General features: G+C 61.6%; 24 protein-coding genes. 11 read left to right on the plus strand and 13 right to left on the minus strand.

Going from position 1 to position 18667, the window contains the following annotated elements; all coding sequences use genetic code 11:
* Nucleotides 1-30 precede the first annotated feature (30 nt).
* The 3 genes from phaR to AC2FME_RS02550 all read right to left on the minus strand — a co-directional run bounded on the left by phaR (nt 31) and on the right by AC2FME_RS02550 (nt 3100).
* On the minus strand, nt 31-585 hold the full coding sequence (gene phaR / locus AC2FME_RS02540; RefSeq protein ID WP_496680260.1) for a polyhydroxyalkanoate synthesis repressor PhaR: 555 nt from the start codon (nt 583-585) through the stop codon (nt 31-33).
* 135 nt (nt 586-720) lie between these two features.
* The gene (locus AC2FME_RS02545) at nt 721-1167 is read right to left on the minus strand and encodes a phasin, PhaP (RefSeq protein WP_490361999.1); all 447 of its coding nucleotides are present in this window, start codon (nt 1165-1167) and stop codon (nt 721-723) included.
* 130 nt (nt 1168-1297) lie between these two features.
* Complete coding sequence (locus AC2FME_RS02550) at nt 1298-3100, minus strand: PHA/PHB synthase family protein (RefSeq protein WP_496711869.1); 1803 nt, start codon at nt 3098-3100, stop codon at nt 1298-1300.
* Nucleotides 3101-3211: 111 nt separating this feature from the next.
* Here AC2FME_RS02550 and phaZ point away from each other — a divergent pair, with 111 nt between their 5' ends.
* Together phaZ and AC2FME_RS02560 are read left to right on the plus strand one after the other, a co-directional pair.
* Entirely contained in the window at nt 3212-4483 is a 1272-nt protein-coding gene (phaZ, locus tag AC2FME_RS02555; RefSeq protein ID WP_496688913.1) for a polyhydroxyalkanoate depolymerase, read from the plus strand.
* Nucleotides 4480-5067: a DUF6151 family protein gene (locus AC2FME_RS02560; protein ID WP_496799527.1), complete on the plus strand. Its 588-nt coding sequence runs from the start codon at nt 4480-4482 to the stop codon at nt 5065-5067. The genes phaZ and AC2FME_RS02560 overlap by 4 nt, the downstream gene beginning before the upstream one ends.
* On the opposite strand, the gene AC2FME_RS02565 is transcribed toward AC2FME_RS02560, so the two are convergent.
* The 4 genes from AC2FME_RS02565 to AC2FME_RS02580 all read right to left on the minus strand — a co-directional run bounded on the left by AC2FME_RS02565 (nt 5064) and on the right by AC2FME_RS02580 (nt 8258).
* A complete protein-coding gene (locus AC2FME_RS02565; RefSeq protein ID WP_496688917.1) occupies nt 5064-5774 on the minus strand; it encodes an alpha/beta fold hydrolase in 711 nt (236 codons plus the stop codon). The two genes, AC2FME_RS02560 and AC2FME_RS02565, sit on opposite strands and share 4 nt — an antisense overlap.
* Nucleotides 5775-5855: 81 nt before the next feature.
* A complete protein-coding gene (locus AC2FME_RS02570) occupies nt 5856-6488 on the minus strand; it encodes a hypothetical protein (protein ID WP_496799528.1) in 633 nt (210 codons plus the stop codon).
* Nucleotides 6489-6516: 28 nt separating this feature from the next.
* Nucleotides 6517-7509, minus strand: a complete 993-nt coding sequence (locus AC2FME_RS02575; protein ID WP_496711872.1) for an alpha/beta hydrolase — start codon at nt 7507-7509, stop codon at nt 6517-6519.
* The gene (locus tag AC2FME_RS02580; RefSeq protein WP_496799529.1) at nt 7509-8258 is read right to left on the minus strand and encodes an alpha/beta fold hydrolase; all 750 of its coding nucleotides are present in this window, start codon (nt 8256-8258) and stop codon (nt 7509-7511) included. The genes AC2FME_RS02575 and AC2FME_RS02580 overlap by 1 nt, the downstream gene beginning before the upstream one ends.
* A gap of 220 nt (nt 8259-8478) precedes the next feature.
* On the opposite strand from AC2FME_RS02580, the gene thrS reads away from it, so the two are divergent.
* The 5 genes from thrS to AC2FME_RS02605 all read left to right on the plus strand — a co-directional run bounded on the left by thrS (nt 8479) and on the right by AC2FME_RS02605 (nt 13179).
* Nucleotides 8479-10437: a threonine--tRNA ligase gene (gene thrS / locus AC2FME_RS02585; protein ID WP_496799530.1), complete on the plus strand. Its 1959-nt coding sequence runs from the start codon at nt 8479-8481 to the stop codon at nt 10435-10437.
* 222 nt (nt 10438-10659) lie between these two features.
* Complete coding sequence (locus tag AC2FME_RS02590) at nt 10660-10962, plus strand: BufA1 family periplasmic bufferin-type metallophore (RefSeq protein WP_496680247.1); 303 nt, start codon at nt 10660-10662, stop codon at nt 10960-10962.
* Between the two features lie 77 nt (nt 10963-11039).
* The gene (bufB, locus tag AC2FME_RS02595) at nt 11040-11894 is read left to right on the plus strand and encodes an MNIO family bufferin maturase (RefSeq protein WP_496799551.1); all 855 of its coding nucleotides are present in this window, start codon (nt 11040-11042) and stop codon (nt 11892-11894) included.
* Nucleotides 11891-12655, plus strand: a complete 765-nt coding sequence (locus tag AC2FME_RS02600) for an HvfC/BufC family peptide modification chaperone (protein WP_496799531.1) — start codon at nt 11891-11893, stop codon at nt 12653-12655. Before bufB ends, AC2FME_RS02600 begins: the two co-directional genes overlap by 4 nt.
* Complete coding sequence (locus tag AC2FME_RS02605) at nt 12652-13179, plus strand: DoxX family protein (protein WP_496711876.1); 528 nt, start codon at nt 12652-12654, stop codon at nt 13177-13179. Before AC2FME_RS02600 ends, AC2FME_RS02605 begins: the two co-directional genes overlap by 4 nt.
* Nucleotide 13180: 1 nt before the next feature.
* Here the strand turns inward: AC2FME_RS02605 and AC2FME_RS02610 are convergent, their stop codons facing one another.
* Both AC2FME_RS02610 and AC2FME_RS02615 read right to left on the minus strand, forming a co-directional pair.
* Nucleotides 13181-13549, minus strand: a complete 369-nt coding sequence (locus AC2FME_RS02610; protein WP_496680243.1) for a hypothetical protein — start codon at nt 13547-13549, stop codon at nt 13181-13183.
* Between the two features lie 42 nt (nt 13550-13591).
* Nucleotides 13592-13909 (minus strand): ArsC/Spx/MgsR family protein, encoded by a 318-nt coding sequence (locus AC2FME_RS02615; protein WP_496688930.1) that lies wholly within the window; start codon nt 13907-13909, stop codon nt 13592-13594.
* Between the two features lie 214 nt (nt 13910-14123).
* Here AC2FME_RS02615 and AC2FME_RS02620 point away from each other — a divergent pair, with 214 nt between their 5' ends.
* Nucleotides 14124-14330 (plus strand): cold-shock protein, encoded by a 207-nt coding sequence (locus AC2FME_RS02620; RefSeq protein ID WP_496680240.1) that lies wholly within the window; start codon nt 14124-14126, stop codon nt 14328-14330.
* A 157-nt stretch (nt 14331-14487) separates the two neighbouring features.
* Here the strand turns inward: AC2FME_RS02620 and thyX are convergent, their stop codons facing one another.
* Nucleotides 14488-15399 (minus strand): FAD-dependent thymidylate synthase, encoded by a 912-nt coding sequence (thyX, locus tag AC2FME_RS02625; protein WP_496680239.1) that lies wholly within the window; start codon nt 15397-15399, stop codon nt 14488-14490.
* 175 nt (nt 15400-15574) lie between these two features.
* Between thyX and AC2FME_RS02630 the strand changes: the two genes are divergently transcribed.
* Genes AC2FME_RS02630 through AC2FME_RS02640 form a run of 3 tightly spaced genes read left to right on the plus strand, consistent with a single transcriptional unit; the run spans nt 15575 to nt 17423 of the window.
* Nucleotides 15575-16003 (plus strand): VOC family protein, encoded by a 429-nt coding sequence (locus tag AC2FME_RS02630; RefSeq protein WP_496799532.1) that lies wholly within the window; start codon nt 15575-15577, stop codon nt 16001-16003.
* Nucleotides 16000-16701: a DUF1194 domain-containing protein gene (locus tag AC2FME_RS02635; protein ID WP_496680236.1), complete on the plus strand. Its 702-nt coding sequence runs from the start codon at nt 16000-16002 to the stop codon at nt 16699-16701. The genes AC2FME_RS02630 and AC2FME_RS02635 overlap by 4 nt, the downstream gene beginning before the upstream one ends.
* Nucleotides 16698-17423 (plus strand): DUF1194 domain-containing protein, encoded by a 726-nt coding sequence (locus tag AC2FME_RS02640; RefSeq protein ID WP_496799533.1) that lies wholly within the window; start codon nt 16698-16700, stop codon nt 17421-17423. Before AC2FME_RS02635 ends, AC2FME_RS02640 begins: the two co-directional genes overlap by 4 nt.
* Here the strand turns inward: AC2FME_RS02640 and AC2FME_RS02645 are convergent.
* The 3 genes from AC2FME_RS02645 to AC2FME_RS02655 all read right to left on the minus strand — a co-directional run bounded on the left by AC2FME_RS02645 (nt 17417) and on the right by AC2FME_RS02655 (nt 18636).
* Nucleotides 17417-17914 (minus strand): MarR family winged helix-turn-helix transcriptional regulator, encoded by a 498-nt coding sequence (locus AC2FME_RS02645; protein WP_496742067.1) that lies wholly within the window; start codon nt 17912-17914, stop codon nt 17417-17419. The two genes, AC2FME_RS02640 and AC2FME_RS02645, sit on opposite strands and share 7 nt — an antisense overlap.
* 78 nt (nt 17915-17992) lie before the next feature.
* Nucleotides 17993-18250 carry a succinate dehydrogenase assembly factor 2 gene (locus AC2FME_RS02650; protein ID WP_496680230.1) on the minus strand — a complete coding sequence of 86 codons (258 nt, stop codon included), beginning with the start codon at nt 18248-18250 and terminating at the stop codon, nt 17993-17995.
* Entirely contained in the window at nt 18247-18636 is a 390-nt protein-coding gene (locus AC2FME_RS02655) for a helix-turn-helix domain-containing protein (RefSeq protein ID WP_496680228.1), read from the minus strand. Before AC2FME_RS02655 ends, AC2FME_RS02650 begins: the two co-directional genes overlap by 4 nt.
* Nucleotides 18637-18667: the final 31 nt, after the last annotated feature.

Below are 18667 nucleotides of genomic sequence, written 5' to 3' on the forward strand. Positions count from 1 at the left end.
AAGGCGCGGGTCATCCGGGCCTGTCTGGTATCAGCTGAGCTTGGACAGTTTCTGCTGCAGCTCGGCCAGTTGTTTCTTGATGTCGTCCAAGTCCTCTTTGGATTCGGGCTTGGCGTTCTCGTCCTTTTCAGGCCCCGACCATCCGCCTGACAAACCGCCTGTCATGGCCTTCAGAAACGCCTGCTGCTGCGCCTGAAGCGCCTCGAACCCCGGCATGTTGCTCATGGGGTTCATGGCGTTCATGTTCTCCATCATCTTGGTCTGACTTTCGCGAAGCATCTCAAAGCTGGATTGCAGGAATTGCGGCATCATGCCCCCGCCCGGCAGCATGTAGCTGCGCACCAGATCGTTCAGCACGTTCACCGGCAGCACGTTTTCGCCGCGGCTTTCATGTTCGGCAATGATCTGAAGCAGATACTGGCGGGTCAGGTCATCCCCGGTCTTCAGGTCGATGATCTGCACCTCGCGCCCGTCGCGGATAAATCCCGCGATGTCCTCGAGCGTGACATAGTCACTGGTCTCGGTGTTATACAGCCGACGGCTGGCATAGCGCTTGATCAGCAGAGGTTTTTCTTTGTCCGACACCGTTTGCCCTCCCCAAGGATGATGCGTTGCAGCAGAGGTTATGCGACCGCAGCACAAAAAGAAAGGGCAGGTCACAGGACCTGCCCCTAGCGATTGCACCGGTTGGGAGGGATGGGTGCGTTTCGCGGGTCTTGCTTACTTGGCGGCCGTTGCTTTCTTAGCGGCAGCGGTCACTTCGTTGGTGGCTTTCTTGACGGCCGCGGTGGTTTCTTCCGCAGCTTCCTTGCCGGCAGCCATCAGAAGCTCGACGGTTTCCGACTGCAGCTTCTTGGCGATTTCAGCGAAAGCGGCCAGGTTCTCAGCCGCGACTTCGGCCGAAGCGCTGGCGAAGTCGGTTGCGGCTTTTGCGTAGTCAGCCGGCTCGGCCTTGGCTTTCGACATCTCGGCCAGCTTGGCCAGGGTGTCCTTGGTCCACTTGCTCGAGATCTCGGCCGATTTCTCGGCGGCTTCCAGCGCAACGCCGGACAGTTTCTCGTTCAGGGTCGCGGTCGATTTGAACGCGTTTTCCATTGCGGTGGTATCCACCGGGAAAGCACCCATCATTTCCTTCAGGGTCGCGGTAAAGTCTTGGGTCTTTGCCATTGGTCTAATCCTTTCAGCCAGTCCGGGCCCACCCCGGGTTCTTCAGCTTGAGGACAATATGAATGCCGCAACGCAGCATTTCAAGCATTTTTTGCTGCGTCGCAGAAATATTTTAGGTTTCAGAATGAAATCAGACCTTTGGCTTGGCCACGACATAGGTGCCGGGCGCCGGGGCCAGCGGTGGATGGTCCGAATCAGCAGGCGTACGCGCGGGAACCTGCTTGCCTGAACGCTTTTTCAACCACGCCTCCCAGCGCGGCCACCACGAGCCCTCGTGGAAGGAGGCTTCTTTCATCCAAGTGTCGGCATCCGCCTTCAGGTCGTCATTGGTGTAGTGACCGTATTTCTTCTTGCTGGGCGGGTTCACGATGCCCGCGATATGGCCGGATTCGGACACCACGAAGCTCTTCGACCGAGACCCCATCTGCTGGACCCCCCGGTAGCAATCCTTCCAAGCGGCGATGTGGTCGGTCTCGCAGGTGATTGCCATCAGCGGCACATCCACGTCGCGCACATGCAGCTTGTGGCCCATCAACTCGAACCCGTCGGTGACGAACTCGTTGCGCTGACACAGGCCCCGCAGATACTGCACCACCATCTTGGCCGGCAGGTTGGCCCCATCGCCGTTCCAATACAGCAGGTCGAATGCCGGCGGCGTTTCCCCCATCATGTAACTGCGCACCGCAGGGGCATAGACCAGATCACGCGCCCGCAGAAAGGACATGGTCCGCGCCATGATCCATGACCGCAAAACGCCGATGCGGTTCACCTCCTCTTCGATCTCTTCAATGAAGTCCTCCTGCAGGAACGGCGTGAACTCGCCCTGATCGGAAAAATCCGTCAGCGCGGTAAAGAAGGTTGCGGATTTTATCGATTTGTCACCCCGCTGTTTCAGCAGCGACAAAGTCAGGCCCAGCGTGGTGCCCGCAATGCAATAGCCGACAGCGTTCACTTGCTTGACCTTGCAGATCTTCTTAGCCTCTTCGATCGCGGTCAGGTAGCCGTCCTGAATATAGTCCTCCATGCCGGTTTCGGCATAGCTGGCATCGGGATTGACCCAACTAACCACGAACAGGGTATAACCCTGCTCGGTGATCCATTTGATCAGGCTGTTTTCGGGTTTCATGTCCAGGATGTAGAACTTGTTGATCCACGGCGGGAACAGAACGATCGGGATCTCATGCACCGTTTCGGTGGCTGGCGCATATTGGATCAACTCCATCATCCGGTTGCGATACACTACCTGGCCCGGTGTGGTTGCCAGGTTGCCCCCCACCTCGAATGCTTTTTCGTCGGCCAATTTCACCACCAGCGCGCCGTCATTGGCCTCGAGATCGGCCACCAGGTTCTCAAGCCCCTGAATCAACGACTGGCCGTCGGTCTCGATCGCCTTTTGCAGGGCGTCTGGGTTGGTCGGCAGGAAATTGGTGGGCGACATCATGTCGACGATCTGCTGCGCCATGAAGCGCAGGCGTCGCTTGTCTTTTTCGTCCAGATCCTCGACGGAATCGACGGCCTGTGCGATCGCCTCGGCATTGGTCAGGTATTGCTGAAGCACCAGACGGAAATAGGGGTTCTTGTCCCACAGCGGATTCGCAAACCGCTTGTCGCGCGGCGCGCCGGTTTCCACGTCGTCGTCTCCGTTCAGCAGCGCTTGCTGCGCTGCAGCAAAATTCAAAACGGACTTGCCCCAGTATTCGATCTGCTGTTCCAGCAGCTTGGCCGGGTTCTGCAGCGCCTCGGTCCAGTAAGCCGTTGCCGCCTTTGCCAAAACTTCGTGATTCGGGACATCCAGTGCGGGATTGTGAGGTTTTCTGGACGCCATAACCTCGACCAGTCGCTTCGACAGCGCCTCGACTTTCATCATGTTTTCTTGAAGCCGTTCAAGGTGTTCGTCGGTCATTTCCGGCATCTTGCCTTCGCTTGTTGTCATTTAAACAAATCCCCCCTAACCTCGCTGCTGTGCAGAATATCGTCGTGGGAACCGGGGGGCAAAGCGGCGAATGGTCCGAACTTTCAGGCTGACATTCAGGAGGCCAAATCCATGCGCTATATGATGACCTACGACCTGATGGAGTCGATGCGGAACACCAATCAATGGCTTGGTGCAACCGCAAGCACATTTGCCTCCTACCCCGCCTTTGCGATGGTTCCCAATCCGGTGTTCAACTGGATGGCAGCCTGGGGTGAAGTCACGGAACGCACCTTCAAACGCATGGTCGCCAAGCCCGACTGGGGCATCCGAACATTTACCTGCGAGGACGGCAAAGATCATCTGGTGGAAGTCACCTCCGTGCTTGAACGCCCCTTCGGCGATCTCATCCACTTTCGCGTGAATGGCCGCGAAGAGCAACCGCGCAAGGTGCTTTTGGTTGCGCCGATGTCGGGGCACTACGCCACGCTGCTGCGCTCGACCGTCAAAAGCCTGCTGGTCAATTGCGAAGTCTACATCACCGATTGGCATAACGCGCGCGACATCCCCGTGTCCGAAGGCAAGTTCGATATCGAGGACTACACCCTCTACCTTGTCGATTTCATGAAGGAGCTCGGGCCCGACACCCATGTGGTGGCCGTCTGCCAACCCGCGCCGCTGACCTTGGCCGCCACCGCCTACCTCGCCGAGAAGGACCCCAAGGCGCAGCCCAGCACCCTGACCTTGATCGGCGGCCCCGTCGATCCTGACGCCACGCCGACCGAAGTCACCGATTTCGGCCGCCGCGTGACCATGGGCCAGCTTGAGGAAACGATGATCCAGCGCGTGGGCTTTAAATACAAAGGCGTCGGCCGGATGGTTTATCCCGGCCTGTTGCAGCTGGCATCTTTCATGTCGATGAATGCCGAGCGCCATGGCAAGGCTTTCTCGGACCAGATCCACCGCGTGATGCGTGACGAAGCATCGGACCACGACGCCCACAACCGGTTTTATGATGAATATCTCGCCGTGATGGACATGACCGCCGAATTCTACCTTTCCACAGTCGAGCGTGTTTTCAAGAACCGCGAAATCGCGCGGAACGAGTTCGTCGTGGATGGCCACAAGGTGGATATCGGCAAAATCACCGATGTAGCGGTCAAAACGGTGGAAGGCGCCAATGACGACATCTCGGCGCCCGGCCAGTGCATCGCGGCGCTGGATCTGTGCACCGGCCTGCCCGACAGCAAGAAGGCCAGCCATGTCGAACCCGGCGCCGGGCATTACGGCATCTTCGCCGGGCGCAGCTGGCGCGACAACATCCGCCCGCTGGTCATTGAGTTCATGAACGAAAACAGCCGCAAGCCGAAACGCCGCGCCGCCAACAGCAACAAGGTCGCGTGATACCCGGCGCCACAGCCACGTCGCTGACCTTCGCCTGCACCTGCGGCGGGCTGAGAGGCGAGGTCAGCGCCAAAGGCTTGGCCACGGGCACCCATGTCGTCTGCTATTGCCCCGATTGCCGGGCCGGGCAGCTGTATTTCGGCCAGCCCGATCCCGCGCCCGGCCCGGTGGACATATTCCAGATGTCTCCAGAATACATACACATCTCCATGGGAGCCGAGAACCTGGCGGTGATGCGCCTTGGCCCCAAGGGGTTGTTTCGCTGGTACGCTAAATGCTGCAACGCCCCGCTGGCTACCACCACCAGCAGCCCGAAACTTCCGTTTGCCGGCTTTGACGTGGCCCGGTTTGCCGACCCTGAACCGCTGGGTCCGGTAAAGACCCGCGCTTATGTTCCGCAGAGCAACGGCAAGTGGAAACATGAAAAACCGGGCCCGGCCGTTCTGGGCATGATCCGGCGCGTGCTGGGCGCGCGCCTATCCGGTCGTTGGCGGCAGACCCCGTTTTTCGATACCGAGACAGGCGAACCGGTCGCGCTGCCGCATGTGATCACCCGCGAAGAACGCGCGGCCCTCTACGGCTAGAAAATCCGCAACGGAATATTCAACCAGTCGATCAGCGCGGCAGTCGTTTCCTCGGGCGCCTCAAGCGTGGGCAGATGCCCGGCGTCATTCACAACGTGCAAGACGGCTTCGGGGATCAGTTCGGCCATAAAGCTGTGCTTGCGTACCGGCGTCAGCGTGTCATGCGCCCCGCACAAAACCAGCGTCGGCACCTTGATCCGGCGCAGGGTACCCTGCTGATCCGGGCGCCGTTGAAGCGCGCGCATCTGGCGCACGAACAGGTCCGGCCCCAGTTCGGTCGCCATCTGCAGCATGTCGTCCAGTATGGGAAGGCGCTGCGGCCCCGGCGCCAAGATGTTTGTTCCGATGACCTTGCGCATCACTTCCTGCAGGCGTCCGGCCTGCGCCCCAACGATCAACTCTTCGCGGTTCGCGGCGATCTGGGGGGTGTCGGCCTGCGCATCGGTGGCCATCAAGCACAGCCGCGTCACCCGGTCGGGCGCCCGCCGCACCAATTCCAGCGCGACAACGCCGCCCATGCTCAGCCCGGCTAGCGCAAAGCGGTGAGGCAACTGGTCCAGTAACCCCGAGGCGATTTCCTCGATCCGATCCCCGCCGCCGATGGGCGCGACCGTCACCGCCCGATCCCGCGACAACTGGGCGATCTGCGGCTGAAACAGTCGGGCATCACACATCAGACCGGGCAAAAGCACCAGCGGCTCGATCACGCGGGGCCTCCTTTTGTCTGCCGAATGCGTCGGCGTTTTCGTCAGGATGAAAGGTTGCGCATCGCCGGGCAAGGCCAAAAATCACGGGTAGCAGATACCCCGGAACGGCGGGAAATCGGCATACCGCGCACGCCGTGCGTCGGGTGGCTCGTCCGGCTCCGCTCCGGTCCGCAACAGGCTGCCGCGCGGAGCGATGTAACTGTCGATCCGGCGCAGCGGAACGGGCCGCCACACGAGGTTGAACGCGCAAAGCTTGGGAAAGAACCAGATCTCGGAATAATCCAGATGATCGTGCATCCACCACGCCAGATCGCGCCAATCGCGGCCCTGCGCGTACCGGTCCGCGAACCATGGGATCACTACCGACGCCCCCGCGATCCGCGCATCCCCCCGTCCCCGGTCCCAGATGTGGCATTCCAACGGATGATCGTTGCGGGCGCAGTTCAGCTTGTTCTCGTTGCCGAAGCGGTTCAGCGAGGGCGAGCGATAGCCCGAGCGCACGGCAACCCGGCCAAAGGTCTCCTCGAGCGGGTCCAGCAAGGTTTCGCACAACGCCCGCCCCGTTTCGATTGCAAGGTCGGGATCCTCGGGAATGTTCGGCCGGGCGTGAAAATTCCCGATTTCGGAATACAGGAAATCGCGCAAGAAGAAATGCCGCGACAGCCGCACCCGGCCCAGCGTCTCAAGGCTCCACGTGCTGCCCGGCTTGCGCATTCTCCACCTCTGTCCGCTGGCCAATGGCCTATTCGACCCCGAGCGCCCCGAGCCAGTCCAGAATACCCTGCACCGTGGCCGCGTCCTGCCCGGGCGAGGTCAGCCGCCCCGCAACCACATGCGAATAGGGGTCGTCACCCGGCCCCATTGTCACTGTGTGCACGGTTGCAGGCACGCCCCATGCGGCGGCGACTTTGCGCGTTAGGTCCGGGCGCACGATCTTGTCCTCATCCGAAAACCAGAACAGCGCCGGCACCAACGCCCTGGAGAAATCCAGCGCCCGCACCCGGTCGACCAGCACCGACATCGGTACCACGGCCTCCCACGGATAGACCAACGTCCAGTACGTGTTCCGTTCGGCATCGTCGCCCGACACGTCGCGGGTTTCCCCCATCAGCAACGGCAGCCAACTGCGCGCCCAAGGCAGTGACGGTATCCAGGATCCGGCCGCCTGCACCCCGAAATTGGGCGATATGAACACCATCCCGACCACGTCCTTGCTCAGCTCGGGGTCCAACGCCGCGGCTGCCGCCAGGGTCCCCCCGGTCGAGGTCGAGATCACGATGACCTCCTCGCCCACGGCGCGGGCGGCGGCCAGACCTTCGGCCATGTCCCGCATCCAGCCCGAGGCCGTCCCCTCGGCCATCGCATCCGACCCGCGCCCGTGCCCCTGCAGGCGCGTATAGACCAGATTGGCCCCCAGCGCGTCGGCGATCCTGTCGGGCACCGGGCGGATTTCCTCGGACGAGGCCGAGAACCCGTGCACATAGAGCACCGAATAAGGCGTGCGCCGTTCCTTGAATCCGTCCTGCCAGATGACCCGCTTTTCGACACCCGGCACGATATCGTCATAGGCGGACTCGATGCTTTCGAAATAGACCTGAACCCCCTCGCCGAACTTGCGCGGATCGAACCGCGGGTGCAGATCTACCTCTTCGCGCGGGCCGAACCAGTAGATCAGCCCGCCGACCACCACCAACGCCAGCAAGGCCCGCCCGAGAAACCGCCCCAGCCGCCACATCAATTGGCCCCCATCACGTCGCGAACCGCATCCTCGATCAGCCCCAGGCACGGCCCGTCCGAGAACCGGTGATCCGCATCCTTGACCAGCAACAGCCGCATGTCCGGCCCGCTGGCATGGTCGAGCAGCCGTACAGCGGTGTCGACCGAAACCGCCGTATCAGCCGTGCCCTGCAGGAACCGCACAGGAAAAGGCAGGTTCAATGGCGACCGCAACACCAGCCGCGTCCGGCCATCCTCGATCATCCGCTTGGTGATGATGTAGGGCTCCATGTAATCCGAGGGCAACTCAACATGCCCCACCGTCTCCAGCGCCTGTTTCTGTTCGTCGCTGAACGAGGCCCAATAACCGTCCTCGGTGAAATCCGGCGCCGCCGCGATCGTGACCATACCCGCGATCCGCTCGGGCATGGCCTTGGCCAGCAATAGCGCCTGCCACCCGCCCATGGACGAACCCACTACGATCAGTGGCCCCTTGGTCAGCGCTGAAACCGCCGCAACCGTGTCCTCGTGCCAATCCCCGATGCAACCTTCCTCGAACCGGCCGGAACTTTCGCCATGCCCGGAGTAGTCGAACCGCAGATAGGCCTGCCCACGCGCCCGCGCCCAGTCCTCCAGATGCACCGCCTTGGTGCCCTCCATGTCCGACTTCAGACCACCCAGAAAAACGACCGTGGGCCCCACCCCTTCGCTCTTGTGATAGGCCAGCCGCCGCCCCTGCGGCGTTTCCAGAAATGTCGTCGCTGCCATGAAACCCTCACTTGCTTTTCCAGCATCATGCACGCGCCGCGCCCAAGTGCAATTCCCCGCCCCCCTCTTCATCTGGCATCAAATATCCCGGGGAGCGCGAGGGGCAGCGCCCCTCGCCCCTCACCCTTGACACAGACACCACCACCTGCCACACGGGCCCGACACCATAACCCGCAACCGGGCGTTCTGTGGGCGCCAAACCGACGAGGAGAGCCAGATCATGGCCCTGGATACGAAATCCGTCTCTCTTACCTTCCCAGATGGCAATTCCCGATCCTACGCGGCAGGCGTGACGCCGGCCGAGGTCGCTGCCGACATCTCCACCTCGCTGGCGAAAAAGGCCATCTCGGCCACCGTCAACGGCCAGCACTGGGACCTGCAGTGGCCCATCGAACAGGATGCCGAAATCGCCATCCACACGATGAAGGACGAGGCCCAGGCCAACGAACTGATCCGCCACGACTTTGCCCACGTGATGGCCCGCGCGGTGCAGGAAATCTGGCCCGCCACCAAGGTCACAATCGGCCCGGTCATCGAAAACGGCTGGTACTACGACTTCGACCGCGAAGAGCCGTTCACGCCCGAAGATCTCGGCCTCATCGAGAAAAAGATGAAAGAGATCATCAACAAGCGCGACCCGGTCACCACCGAGATCTGGGAGCGCGAGCGCGCCATCGAATTCTACAAGGCCAACAACGAGCCCTACAAGGTCGAGCTGGTCGAGGCGATCCCTGGTGACGAACCGGTGCGCATGTACTGGCACGGCCACTGGCAGGACCTCTGCCGCGGCCCGCACCTGCAGCATACCGGCCAACTGCCCGGCGACGCGTTCAAGCTGATGTCCATCGCCGGCGCCTACTGGCGCGGCGACAGCAACCGCCCGATGCTGCAGCGTATCTATGGCGTGGCCTTCACCGGCAAGGAAAAGCTCAAGGCGCACCTGCACATGCTGGAAGAGGCCGCCAAACGCGACCACCGCAAGCTGGGCCGCGAGATGGACCTGTTCCACATGCAGGAAGAGGCCCCGGGCCAGATCTTCTGGCACCCCAACGGCTGGACGATCTACACCCAGCTGCAGGACTACATGCGCCGCCAGCAGCGACGCGGCGGCTATGTCGAGGTCAACACCCCGCAGGTGGTGGACCGCAAGCTGTGGGAACGCTCGGGCCACTGGGACAAGTACCAGGAGAACATGTTCATCGTCGAAGTCGACGAGGAACACGCCCGCGAAAAGGCCGTGAACGCGCTCAAACCGATGAACTGTCCCTGCCACGTGGAAATCTTCAAGCAGGGTCTGAAATCCTATCGCGACCTGCCGCTGCGCATGGCCGAGTTCGGATCCTGCGCACGCTACGAACCCTCGGGCGCGTTGCATGGCATCATGCGGGTCCGCGGGTTTGCCCAGGACGACGCCCATATCTTCGCGACCGAGGACCAGATTGGCGACGAATGTGCCCGCTTTATCGGATTTCTAACCGATGTCTACAAGGATCTGGGCTTTGACAGTTTCAAGGTCAAATTCTCGGATCGCCCCGAACAGCGCGCCGGCTCGGACGAGGTCTGGGACAAGGCCGAAGAGGCCCTTCTGACCGCCACGCGCGCCGCAGGGGTCGAGCCGGAACTGAACCCCGGCGAAGGTGCCTTCTATGGGCCGAAGCTGGAATTCGTGCTGACCGACGCGATCGGGCGTGACTGGCAATGCGGCACCTTCCAGGTTGATTTCGTCCTGCCCGAACGGCTGGACGCCACCTATATCGGCGCTGATGGGGCCAAACACCGTCCGGTGATGCTGCACCGCGCCTGTTTGGGTTCGTTCGAACGGTTCATCGGCATCCTGATCGAAGAACACGCCGGCAAGCTGCCTTTCTGGCTGGCGCCGCGTCAGGTCGTCGTGGCCTCGATCACCTCCGAGGCCGATGACTACGTTCTGGAAGTGGTCAAAACGCTCAAGGCCGCCGGTGTCCGCGCCGAGGCCGACATCCGCAACGAGAAGATCAACTACAAGGTCCGCGAGCATTCGGTCGGCAAGGTCCCGGTGATCCTGGCCGTGGGCCACCGCGAGGTCGAAGAGCGTACCGTCAGCGTCCGCCGCCTGGGCGAGAAGCAGACCCGTGTCCAGTCGCTCGAGGATGTAACAAAAGAGCTGGCGCGCGCGGCCACGCCGCCCGATCTTCTGTAACAATCGGCTCCGCCTTGCAGAAAATCCGGCCCCCAGCACGGGGCCGGAATGAAACATTTTTGGATTTCCTAATTTATTACAGTGCGTTAACTTGCAAGGGGCATTAACGTTCCCTGACACAGCCGTGAGACACGGGCTCGTGAATTCAACAGAGAGGTGTCAGCCGTTACCTTTGTCAATGTCACAAGCAGACATACGCAATCACGAAAAGGATTATCTGAGATGTCGAACACCGCCAAAACCCTCGTAATCGCAAGCGCCGTTGCAGCAGCCGTTGCCGGCACTGCCACCACCGCAGCCGCACAGGCCAAGGAAAAGTGCTATGGCATCTCGAAGGCCGGTCAGAATGACTGTGCCGCTGGTCCGGGCACCACTTGCGCCGGCACCTCGACCGTCGATTACCAGGGCAATGCCTGGACGCTGGTCGATGCAGGCACCTGCACCGATATCGAACTGCCCAAAGCTGCGGACGGAACACCCCGCAAGGGCTCACTGGAACCGCTCGAGCGTGACCTGCCCGCATAAGACTGCCTGACGGTTTACAAGGGCGGGCGTTTTCAAATTGCCCGCCCTCTTTTTTGCCGGAAAGGATCAGGCCCTTGTTGGATGACGCCCGTAAAGTAAACCATTTGCCCGCCGCGCCCGGTGTTGGCTACAAGCCTCAGCACTTTGCCGACCTTCTGGCGCAGCCCGGTCCAGTCGGCTGGCTGGAAATTCACGCCGAAAACTACATGGGCGACGGCGGTCGCCCCCTGGCGCAACTGCGTCACCTTGCCGAACGGTTTCCCATCTCGGTGCATGGCGTGGGCCTGTCGATCGGCGGCGAAGGACCGCTGGACGCCGAGCACCTGGAGCGATTGAAACACCTTGTGGGCTGGCTGAACCCGGCCAGCTTTTCAGAACATCTGGCATGGTCCACCCATGACAGCCAGTTCCTGAACGATCTGCTGCCCCTGCCCTATACAGACGCCACACTGGCGCGCATCTGCGATCATATCGATCAGGTACAAGAGACGGTGGGCCGGCAGATGCTGCTGGAAAACCCGTCCAGCTATCTCGCATTTGCCGAAAGCACGTGGTCTGAACCCGACTTCTTGCGCGAGGTCGCACGCCGGACCGGATGCGGCATGCTGCTGGACGTCAACAATGTTTTCGTCTCGGCCACCAATCTGAATTACAGCCCGCAGGCCTATATCGACGCCTACCCTGTGGACCAGGTTGGCGAGATCCACCTAGGTGGCCATGACGAGGACGAGGACGACCACGGCCAACCCCTGCTGATCGACAGCCACGGCCGCGCCGTCGTCGACCCGGTTTGGGCTTTGCTGGATTATGTGCTCGACCAATCAGGCCCCAAACCCGTGCTGATCGAATGGGACAATGACGTGCCCGACTGGCCCACCCTGCGCTCCGAGGCTGAACGCGCCCAATCCGCGCTGGACCGGATCCCGGCATGAGCGTTTCGCAATCGGAATTCCGGGCGGCCTTGCTGGACCCGGCAGCCCCCGTGCCCGACGAGTTGGTGGACGACCAAGCCCGCCCTGCCGGACGCCGCTTCAGCGTCTATCGCAACAACGTAGCCGTGTCGCTGACCGAAGCCATGCACCAGGCATTTCCGGTCATAACCAAGCTGCTGGGTCCGCAGAACATGGACGGTCTGGCCGGGATCTATCTGCGTCAGCACCCGCCGACCTCCCCGCTGATGATGTTCTATGGCGAGAGCTTCCCCGAATTTCTCGCCGACACCAAGCAACTGGCGCATCTGGGCTATCTGCCTGACGTGGCGCGGCTGGAGCTCGCCCTGCGCCGGTCGTACCACGCCGCCGACAGCCAGCCGATCGCACCCGACGTGCTGGCCACCCTGCCGCCCCAGGACTTGATGCAGGCCCGGCTGGGCATTGCCCAGGCCATGCAGCTGATCCGGTCCGACTGGCCCATTTACGCCATCTGGTTGTTCAACACCGAAGACGGCGCGCCAAAGCCCGAGCCCGGTGCGCAGGACGTGCTGATCACGCGCGCTGAATTCGACCCGTCGCCGCACCTGCTGCCCCCCGGCGGGCTCGACTGGATCACCGCCATTCAGGCCGGCCGGACCATTGGCCAGGCCTTCGAGGCAACCACCGCTCGGACGCCCGCATTCGACCTGGGTGCCACCCTGGCACTGCTGCTGCAGGGCAATGCGATCACTTCTGTCACCATCGAAAGGCCGGAAACATGACTGCCCTGATTTCTCTGCACAATTCCGCATTCGGTAAGCTGGACCACGCCTCGAACTGGCTGACGCCGACAGTGGCGCGGCTGACCTTTGCTGCGGTTCTTCTGGTCTATTACTGGAACTCGGCCATGACCAAGCTGGGCAGCGGCTTTTTTGGGTTCCTGTTCCCTTCGGACGGGGCCTATGTGCAGATCTTCCCCAAGGCGATGGAGGCCGTCGGCTATGACAGCTCGCAGCTTGGGTTCTTTACCTGGCCCGTTGCCGTCGCCGGCACGTGGGCCGAGTTCATCCTGCCAGCATTGCTGCTGGTGGGGCTGTTCACTCGCCTTGCCGCCCTGGGCATGATCGGGTTCGTCTGGGTGCAGACATTCACCGATGTCACCGGGCATGGGGTCAAGCTGGGCAGTCTGTTCGACAACACCATCACCCTGATGGATCAGCGGGTTATGTGGACCTTCCTGTTCGTGGTTATCGTGATCAACGGCGCGGGCCCGCTCTCGCTCGATCGGGTTCTGCGCCTGAAATGACCTAGAAATGCGCCTTGGGTTCGTCCGGCTTGCCCGCGGCGATCCCAAGCAGCCCCGCGACGCCGGCGAAGGCAATGGGGAACATGGTAAACACGCCAAAGCCAAAGGCGTAGTACATTCCCGCCGCGGAAATCAGCAGCAAGACCCCCGCCACCAAAGCCCGGGCATGCGCCATCGCACCCCCGGCAATCGCCAGCATCGGCGCAAAGATCGAGGCCGTCTTGATCAGTTCCGGGTTCTCCACCTGCTCGGCCAGACCTTCAATCTCGCCATAGCGATCCACCAATTCGACGAACCCGTACCCGAAAAATCCGACGATCATTCCGACCAGCCCGGCGATGACCCCCAGGATCATGGCTGCGTTTCGCATGCTGTCTTCCTTGCTGTTGCGTCGTGACAGATAGGCACCCTTTCAGACAATGCCAAGGCCGGCTTGGGTCTGCGGGGTCCAGCCCAGATACATCTCGGCCCCGTTTTCGATCAGCGGCCGCTTCATCAGCGTGGGGTGGTCAGCCAGCAGTTCCAGAACCGGACGCGCGCGCGCGGCCGCGTCCAATCCGCGCCAGGTCGTTGAACGGGTGTTGAGCAAGGTGTCGCCGAAACGCGCAAATGCCCGCGCCAGTACATCGGCCGGCACGCCTTGCGAGCGCACATCTACAAACTCGGCATCCGGAAGCGATTTCAACGCCTTGCGGCAAGTGTCACAGGTCTTGAGACCATAAAGGCGCATGGCCGGTCCTCTTTGGTTTTTGATCCAATTTCGGGCAAAACGCAGTGCCTGGCCCAGTATTCCTTGATTTTTTACCGCACCGTGCAATGTTGAAAAAGGCGAAACACATAATTTACGCCGTCTCGTTCGCTCGGAACTGCGTCGATTGGTGGTCGCTTTGACTATGCCCTGTCATTTCGCAGGGTGACGCGCAAGGAGAAGGAGACACGGAATTATGCCTACCGGCACCGTGAAGTGGTTCAATACGACCAAAGGCTATGGTTTTATTGCCCCTGATGAGGGTGGCAAGGATGTGTTTGTTCATATCTCGGCCGTAGAACGATCCGGCCTGACCGGACTCGCCGACAATCAGAAAGTCTCGTACGAGTTGCAGGACGGACGCGACGGCCGCCAAATGGCGGGTGATTTGAAGCCCATGTAATCGGTCCGCCCGTCCGGGCGGCGCCCTGAAACAAGGTCGACGGCCAATTTGCGGGCCGTTGACCGCTCCTCTACCGCCCCCTATGCCCTGCGCCGGTTTTTTGACCGGGTCGGCTGTTTGAGAAGCGGTCATGACGTTGCCCAGACAGGCTGCGTGGCTAGGTGTTGCGGATCACCGCCTCGAACTCCCGCCACTCGCGCGCGGTCATGCCCGAGTTCTCCTGTGTCACCGCCTCACCTTGCAGCATGCGCCGCAGTGCTTCGACCATCTGCGCTGACAAGTTGACCGCACCCAGGCGGTAGTCCTCGAACGCCTTGTAGGCGAACGGAACCCAGTCAGCCACGATTTTGCACATGGTTTCGGCATAGACCCGGATTTCGTATTGCGCATGCGGGTCGGCCCGCAACCGCAGGAAATGGAACAAGTTATGCAAGTCCACCTTCCAGTACCACTGCGTGTAGATGTTGGCCGGCAGGTTCATCCGCGCCAGTTCGCGCGCCAGCCCCTGCTGGCCGTCCTGGCTGATCATCGCTTCGTAATTGTCGTAGCAGCGGGCGCTGTCGGCCTTGAGAATGTCCAGCACGCGGGCAGCTTCTTCACCCTGCAACGCCTCTCCCCGGCCCTGATTGTTGACCGCCGACTGCGCCGCCAATTGATCCGGCGCGGGAATGTAGAATTCCCGGTCAAGGATCGAATAGCGGGCGGAGTATTCATTTACATTCGCCGTGCGGTGCCGGATCCACTGTCGTGCTACGAAGACCGGCAGTTTGACATGCAGCTTGACCTCGCACATCTCGAACGGGGTCGAGTGCCAGTGCCGCATCAGATAGCGGATCAACCCCTCGTCATTCTGCACCGATTTGGTGCCCTTGCCGTACGAGACCCGCGCCGCCTGGCAGATCGCCGCGTCGTCACCCATATAGTCGATCACCCGCACGAAACCGTGGTCCAGAACCGGGTGTGCGGTGTACAGATGCTCTTCCATGCCGGGCGCCACGACTCGACGGGTCGGCTGCGTCTGGGTGCGTTGTTCTTCGATTTCGGCCAGTTGTTCGGCAGACAGCGGCATGAAATTTCCCTCTCCAGCATTGAGTCGTCTAACACTATATATCGGCAGCACTGGCATCGAAACCGCGATATGTACGGCGCTTTGTGCATTTTTCGGATGGAGCCCTGCCCGCCCCTCGACACCCACCGACAGCGCGCTAAGCTGACGCAGATTATCTTGAAAAAAGGAAAACACGATGGGGCTGAAATACCTCCACACGATGGTTCGGGTGAAGGACCTGGACAAATCCATGGCGTTCTACAAGCTGCTGGGGTTGCAGGAAACCCGCCGTTATGACAGCGAAGAGGGGCGGTTCTCGTTGATCTTCATGGCGCCTCCGGGGCAGGAGGACGCACCGATTGAACTGACCTACAACTGGGACGGCGATGATGGTCTGCCCAGCGACAGCCGCCATTTCGGGCACATCGCCTATGGCGTCGACAATATCTATGAAACCTGCCAGCACCTCGCCGACAAAGGCGTCGTCATCAACCGCCCGCCGCGCGACGGGCGCATGGCCTTTGTGCGCTCGCCGGACAACATCTCGATCGAACTGTTGCAGAACGGCGAACCGCTGCCCCCGGCCGAGCCCTGGGTCAGCATGGAAAACACCGGCCACTGGTGATCCGCTGGTTGACAGCCCTGGGGTTGGCCGCCTTGGCCGGCCCCGTTCAGGCCGAGCAATGCCGCCTGGCACTGCTGCTTGCACTCGACATCTCGGTATCGGTCGATGCAACCGAGGACGCGCTGCAGCGTCAGGGCCTGGCCGCCGCTCTGGTCGCGCCCGAGGTCGAACGGGCGTTCTTTTCGTCGCCCATGCCCGTGGCCTTAGCCGCCTATGAGTGGAGCGGGCGAAACACGCAGCATGTCATCCTGCCCTGGCAGATGATCGAAACCCGGGCCGATCTGCTCGATGTGGCCCGGCGCATCGGTCGTTCCACCCGCTCCGATGCCGGGTCCGCCACAGCCATGGGCCACGCGCTGGGGTACGGTGCAACCTTGATGCGCCAAGCCCCGCCCTGCCTGTTCCAGACCATTGATCTGTCGGGGGACGGATCGAACAATGACGGCTACGGCCCGCAGATCGCCTATCGCCATTTCCCCTTTGAAAACGTCACGGTCAACGGGTTGGTCATCAACGCCGCAGATTTCGAAGGCGAGCTGTTCCTGATTCCGTTCTTTGAAAACAACGTCCTGCACGGCCCCGGAGCCTTTCTGGAAATCGCCCAGGGATTCGAGGACTTCGAACGCGCCATGCGCCGCAAACTGGAGCGCGAGTTGACCAGCCTGCAGATCGGCGCGCTGGAGAGGGCCGTCCGATGATCGTCCGAGCGCTGGCGTTGTTGATGTGCCTGGTCGCGACCCCGCTTGCCGCCCAATGCCGACAGGCACTGGCGCTGGGGCTGGATGTTTCGGGCTCGGTCGACAGCCGTGAGTACCGATTGCAACTGGACGGGCTGGCGGCAGCCCTGCAGCGGCCCGAAGTGCAAGACCTCATCCTGTCGGACCCGAGCACACCGATCCGGCTTGCCGTCTTCGAATGGAGCGAAACCAGCTTTCAACGCGTGCTCATCGACTGGACCACTCTGCGCAGTTCGTCCGACCTGCAGGCCATCGCCAAACGCCTGAAAGCCACCCGCCGCTCGTCGGCGCCACAAGGCACCGCGGTGGGGGCTGCGATGCAGTTCGGCGCCGGGCTTCTGGCTGGGCAAGCGGATTGCTGGAAGCGCACGCTTGATCTGTCGGGGGACGGCAAGCACAATGTCGGCCCACATCCGCGAACGGCCAAGTCAGCGCTGCGCAGCGCTGGCCTCACGATCAACGGTTTGGTGATCGGCGCCGACGATCCCGGCAACGGCGACGCTCGCTTTGTCCAGATCGGAGAGCTTTCAGCCTATTACAATGCCTGGGTCATCCTGGGCCCCGGCGCGTTCGTAGAAACGGCGTTGGGGTTCGAAGCCTACGAGGACGCCATGACCCGAAAGCTGATCCGCGAGCTTGACGCGCTGGTGTTGTCGCAGGGCCTGCCCGCCACCAATCAGTAGATATAGCGGATCTGGTCCGTCCAGTACCGCTCAACCCGGCGCAGCGCGCTGGTGATGTCTTCGATTCCGTCCGCGCCCAAGACACCTTTGCTCTGCAGCCCGTCCGCGTGGCGTGCAAACAGGTCGGCCACGATATCGCGAATCTCGCGCCCGCGTTCGGTCAGCCGAACCCGGACCGAGCGCCGATCGATCTCGCAACGCTGATGGTGCATATACCCCATCTCGACCAGTTTCTTGAGGTTGTAGCTGACATTGCTGCCTTGGTAATAGCCGCGGCTTTTGAGTTCACCCGCCGTCACCTCGTGATCGCCGATGTTGAACAACAGTAGAGCCTGTACGGCGTTGATCTCCAGCACACCGACCCGCTCGAACTCGTCCTTGATGACATCCAGCAGCAGCCGATGCAGGCGTTCGACCAGGGCCAGCGCCTCCAGATAGCTGGACATGAACCCCTTGGTCCCCGGCGCGGAGACCTGCATTTCCAAACTCATCCGATCCTCCGATTCAGTCGCGCTGTTCTCGAAACTTTGGCGCGAAATCCCGAATAATCGGTTAAATCCGGATTTTCCTCATTTTTGAAAGGTTTGCGCGATTTCCGAGATCAAATCCTCAAACGGAGCGGGCGGCGCAACCTGTCCGGTGACCCACTGGTAGAGATCCTGATCGTTCTCATGCAACAGCGCGTCGTACCGGTCCAGCCCAGCATCGTCCATCGCATCCAGATTGCGCTCGGCATAGGCCTGCAGGATGATGTCCATCTCTTTGATGCCACGTCGCATCGACCGCATCTTCATCCGTTTGATCCGGGTTTCGCGCGTTTCGGTCATTCGCCTTTCTCCAGCTTCAAACGCAAGGCCTTTTCCACCCGCGCTAGCCGCTCGGAACTGGCGCGCATCTCACCGCGGATCGCACGCAGCTCGGCAACCAGCGGAGCCAGCTCGGCATCTCCTTCTACAAGATCGGGCACGCCCGCGCCCTCGCCTTCGCCGGTCAGCAACCACATGATCGACACGTTCAGCATTCCCGCCATCATCGACAGCTTGTTTGCCCGCGGCTCGGACATGTCGTTTTCCCACCCGACCACGGTGGCCTTCTTGACACCCAATCGCCGCGCCAGTTGGGCTTGGGTCATGCCGGCGGCTTCGCGTGCGCCGGCCAGACGATCTCCGAACGTCGCCGCCTCGGGTCCGAACCAGTCGGTTTCGTCGCTCATCAAACTCTCCAGTTCTGCAAATGCATATCGC

The organism is Ruegeria sp. BHSC026 (assembly GCF_059613065.1).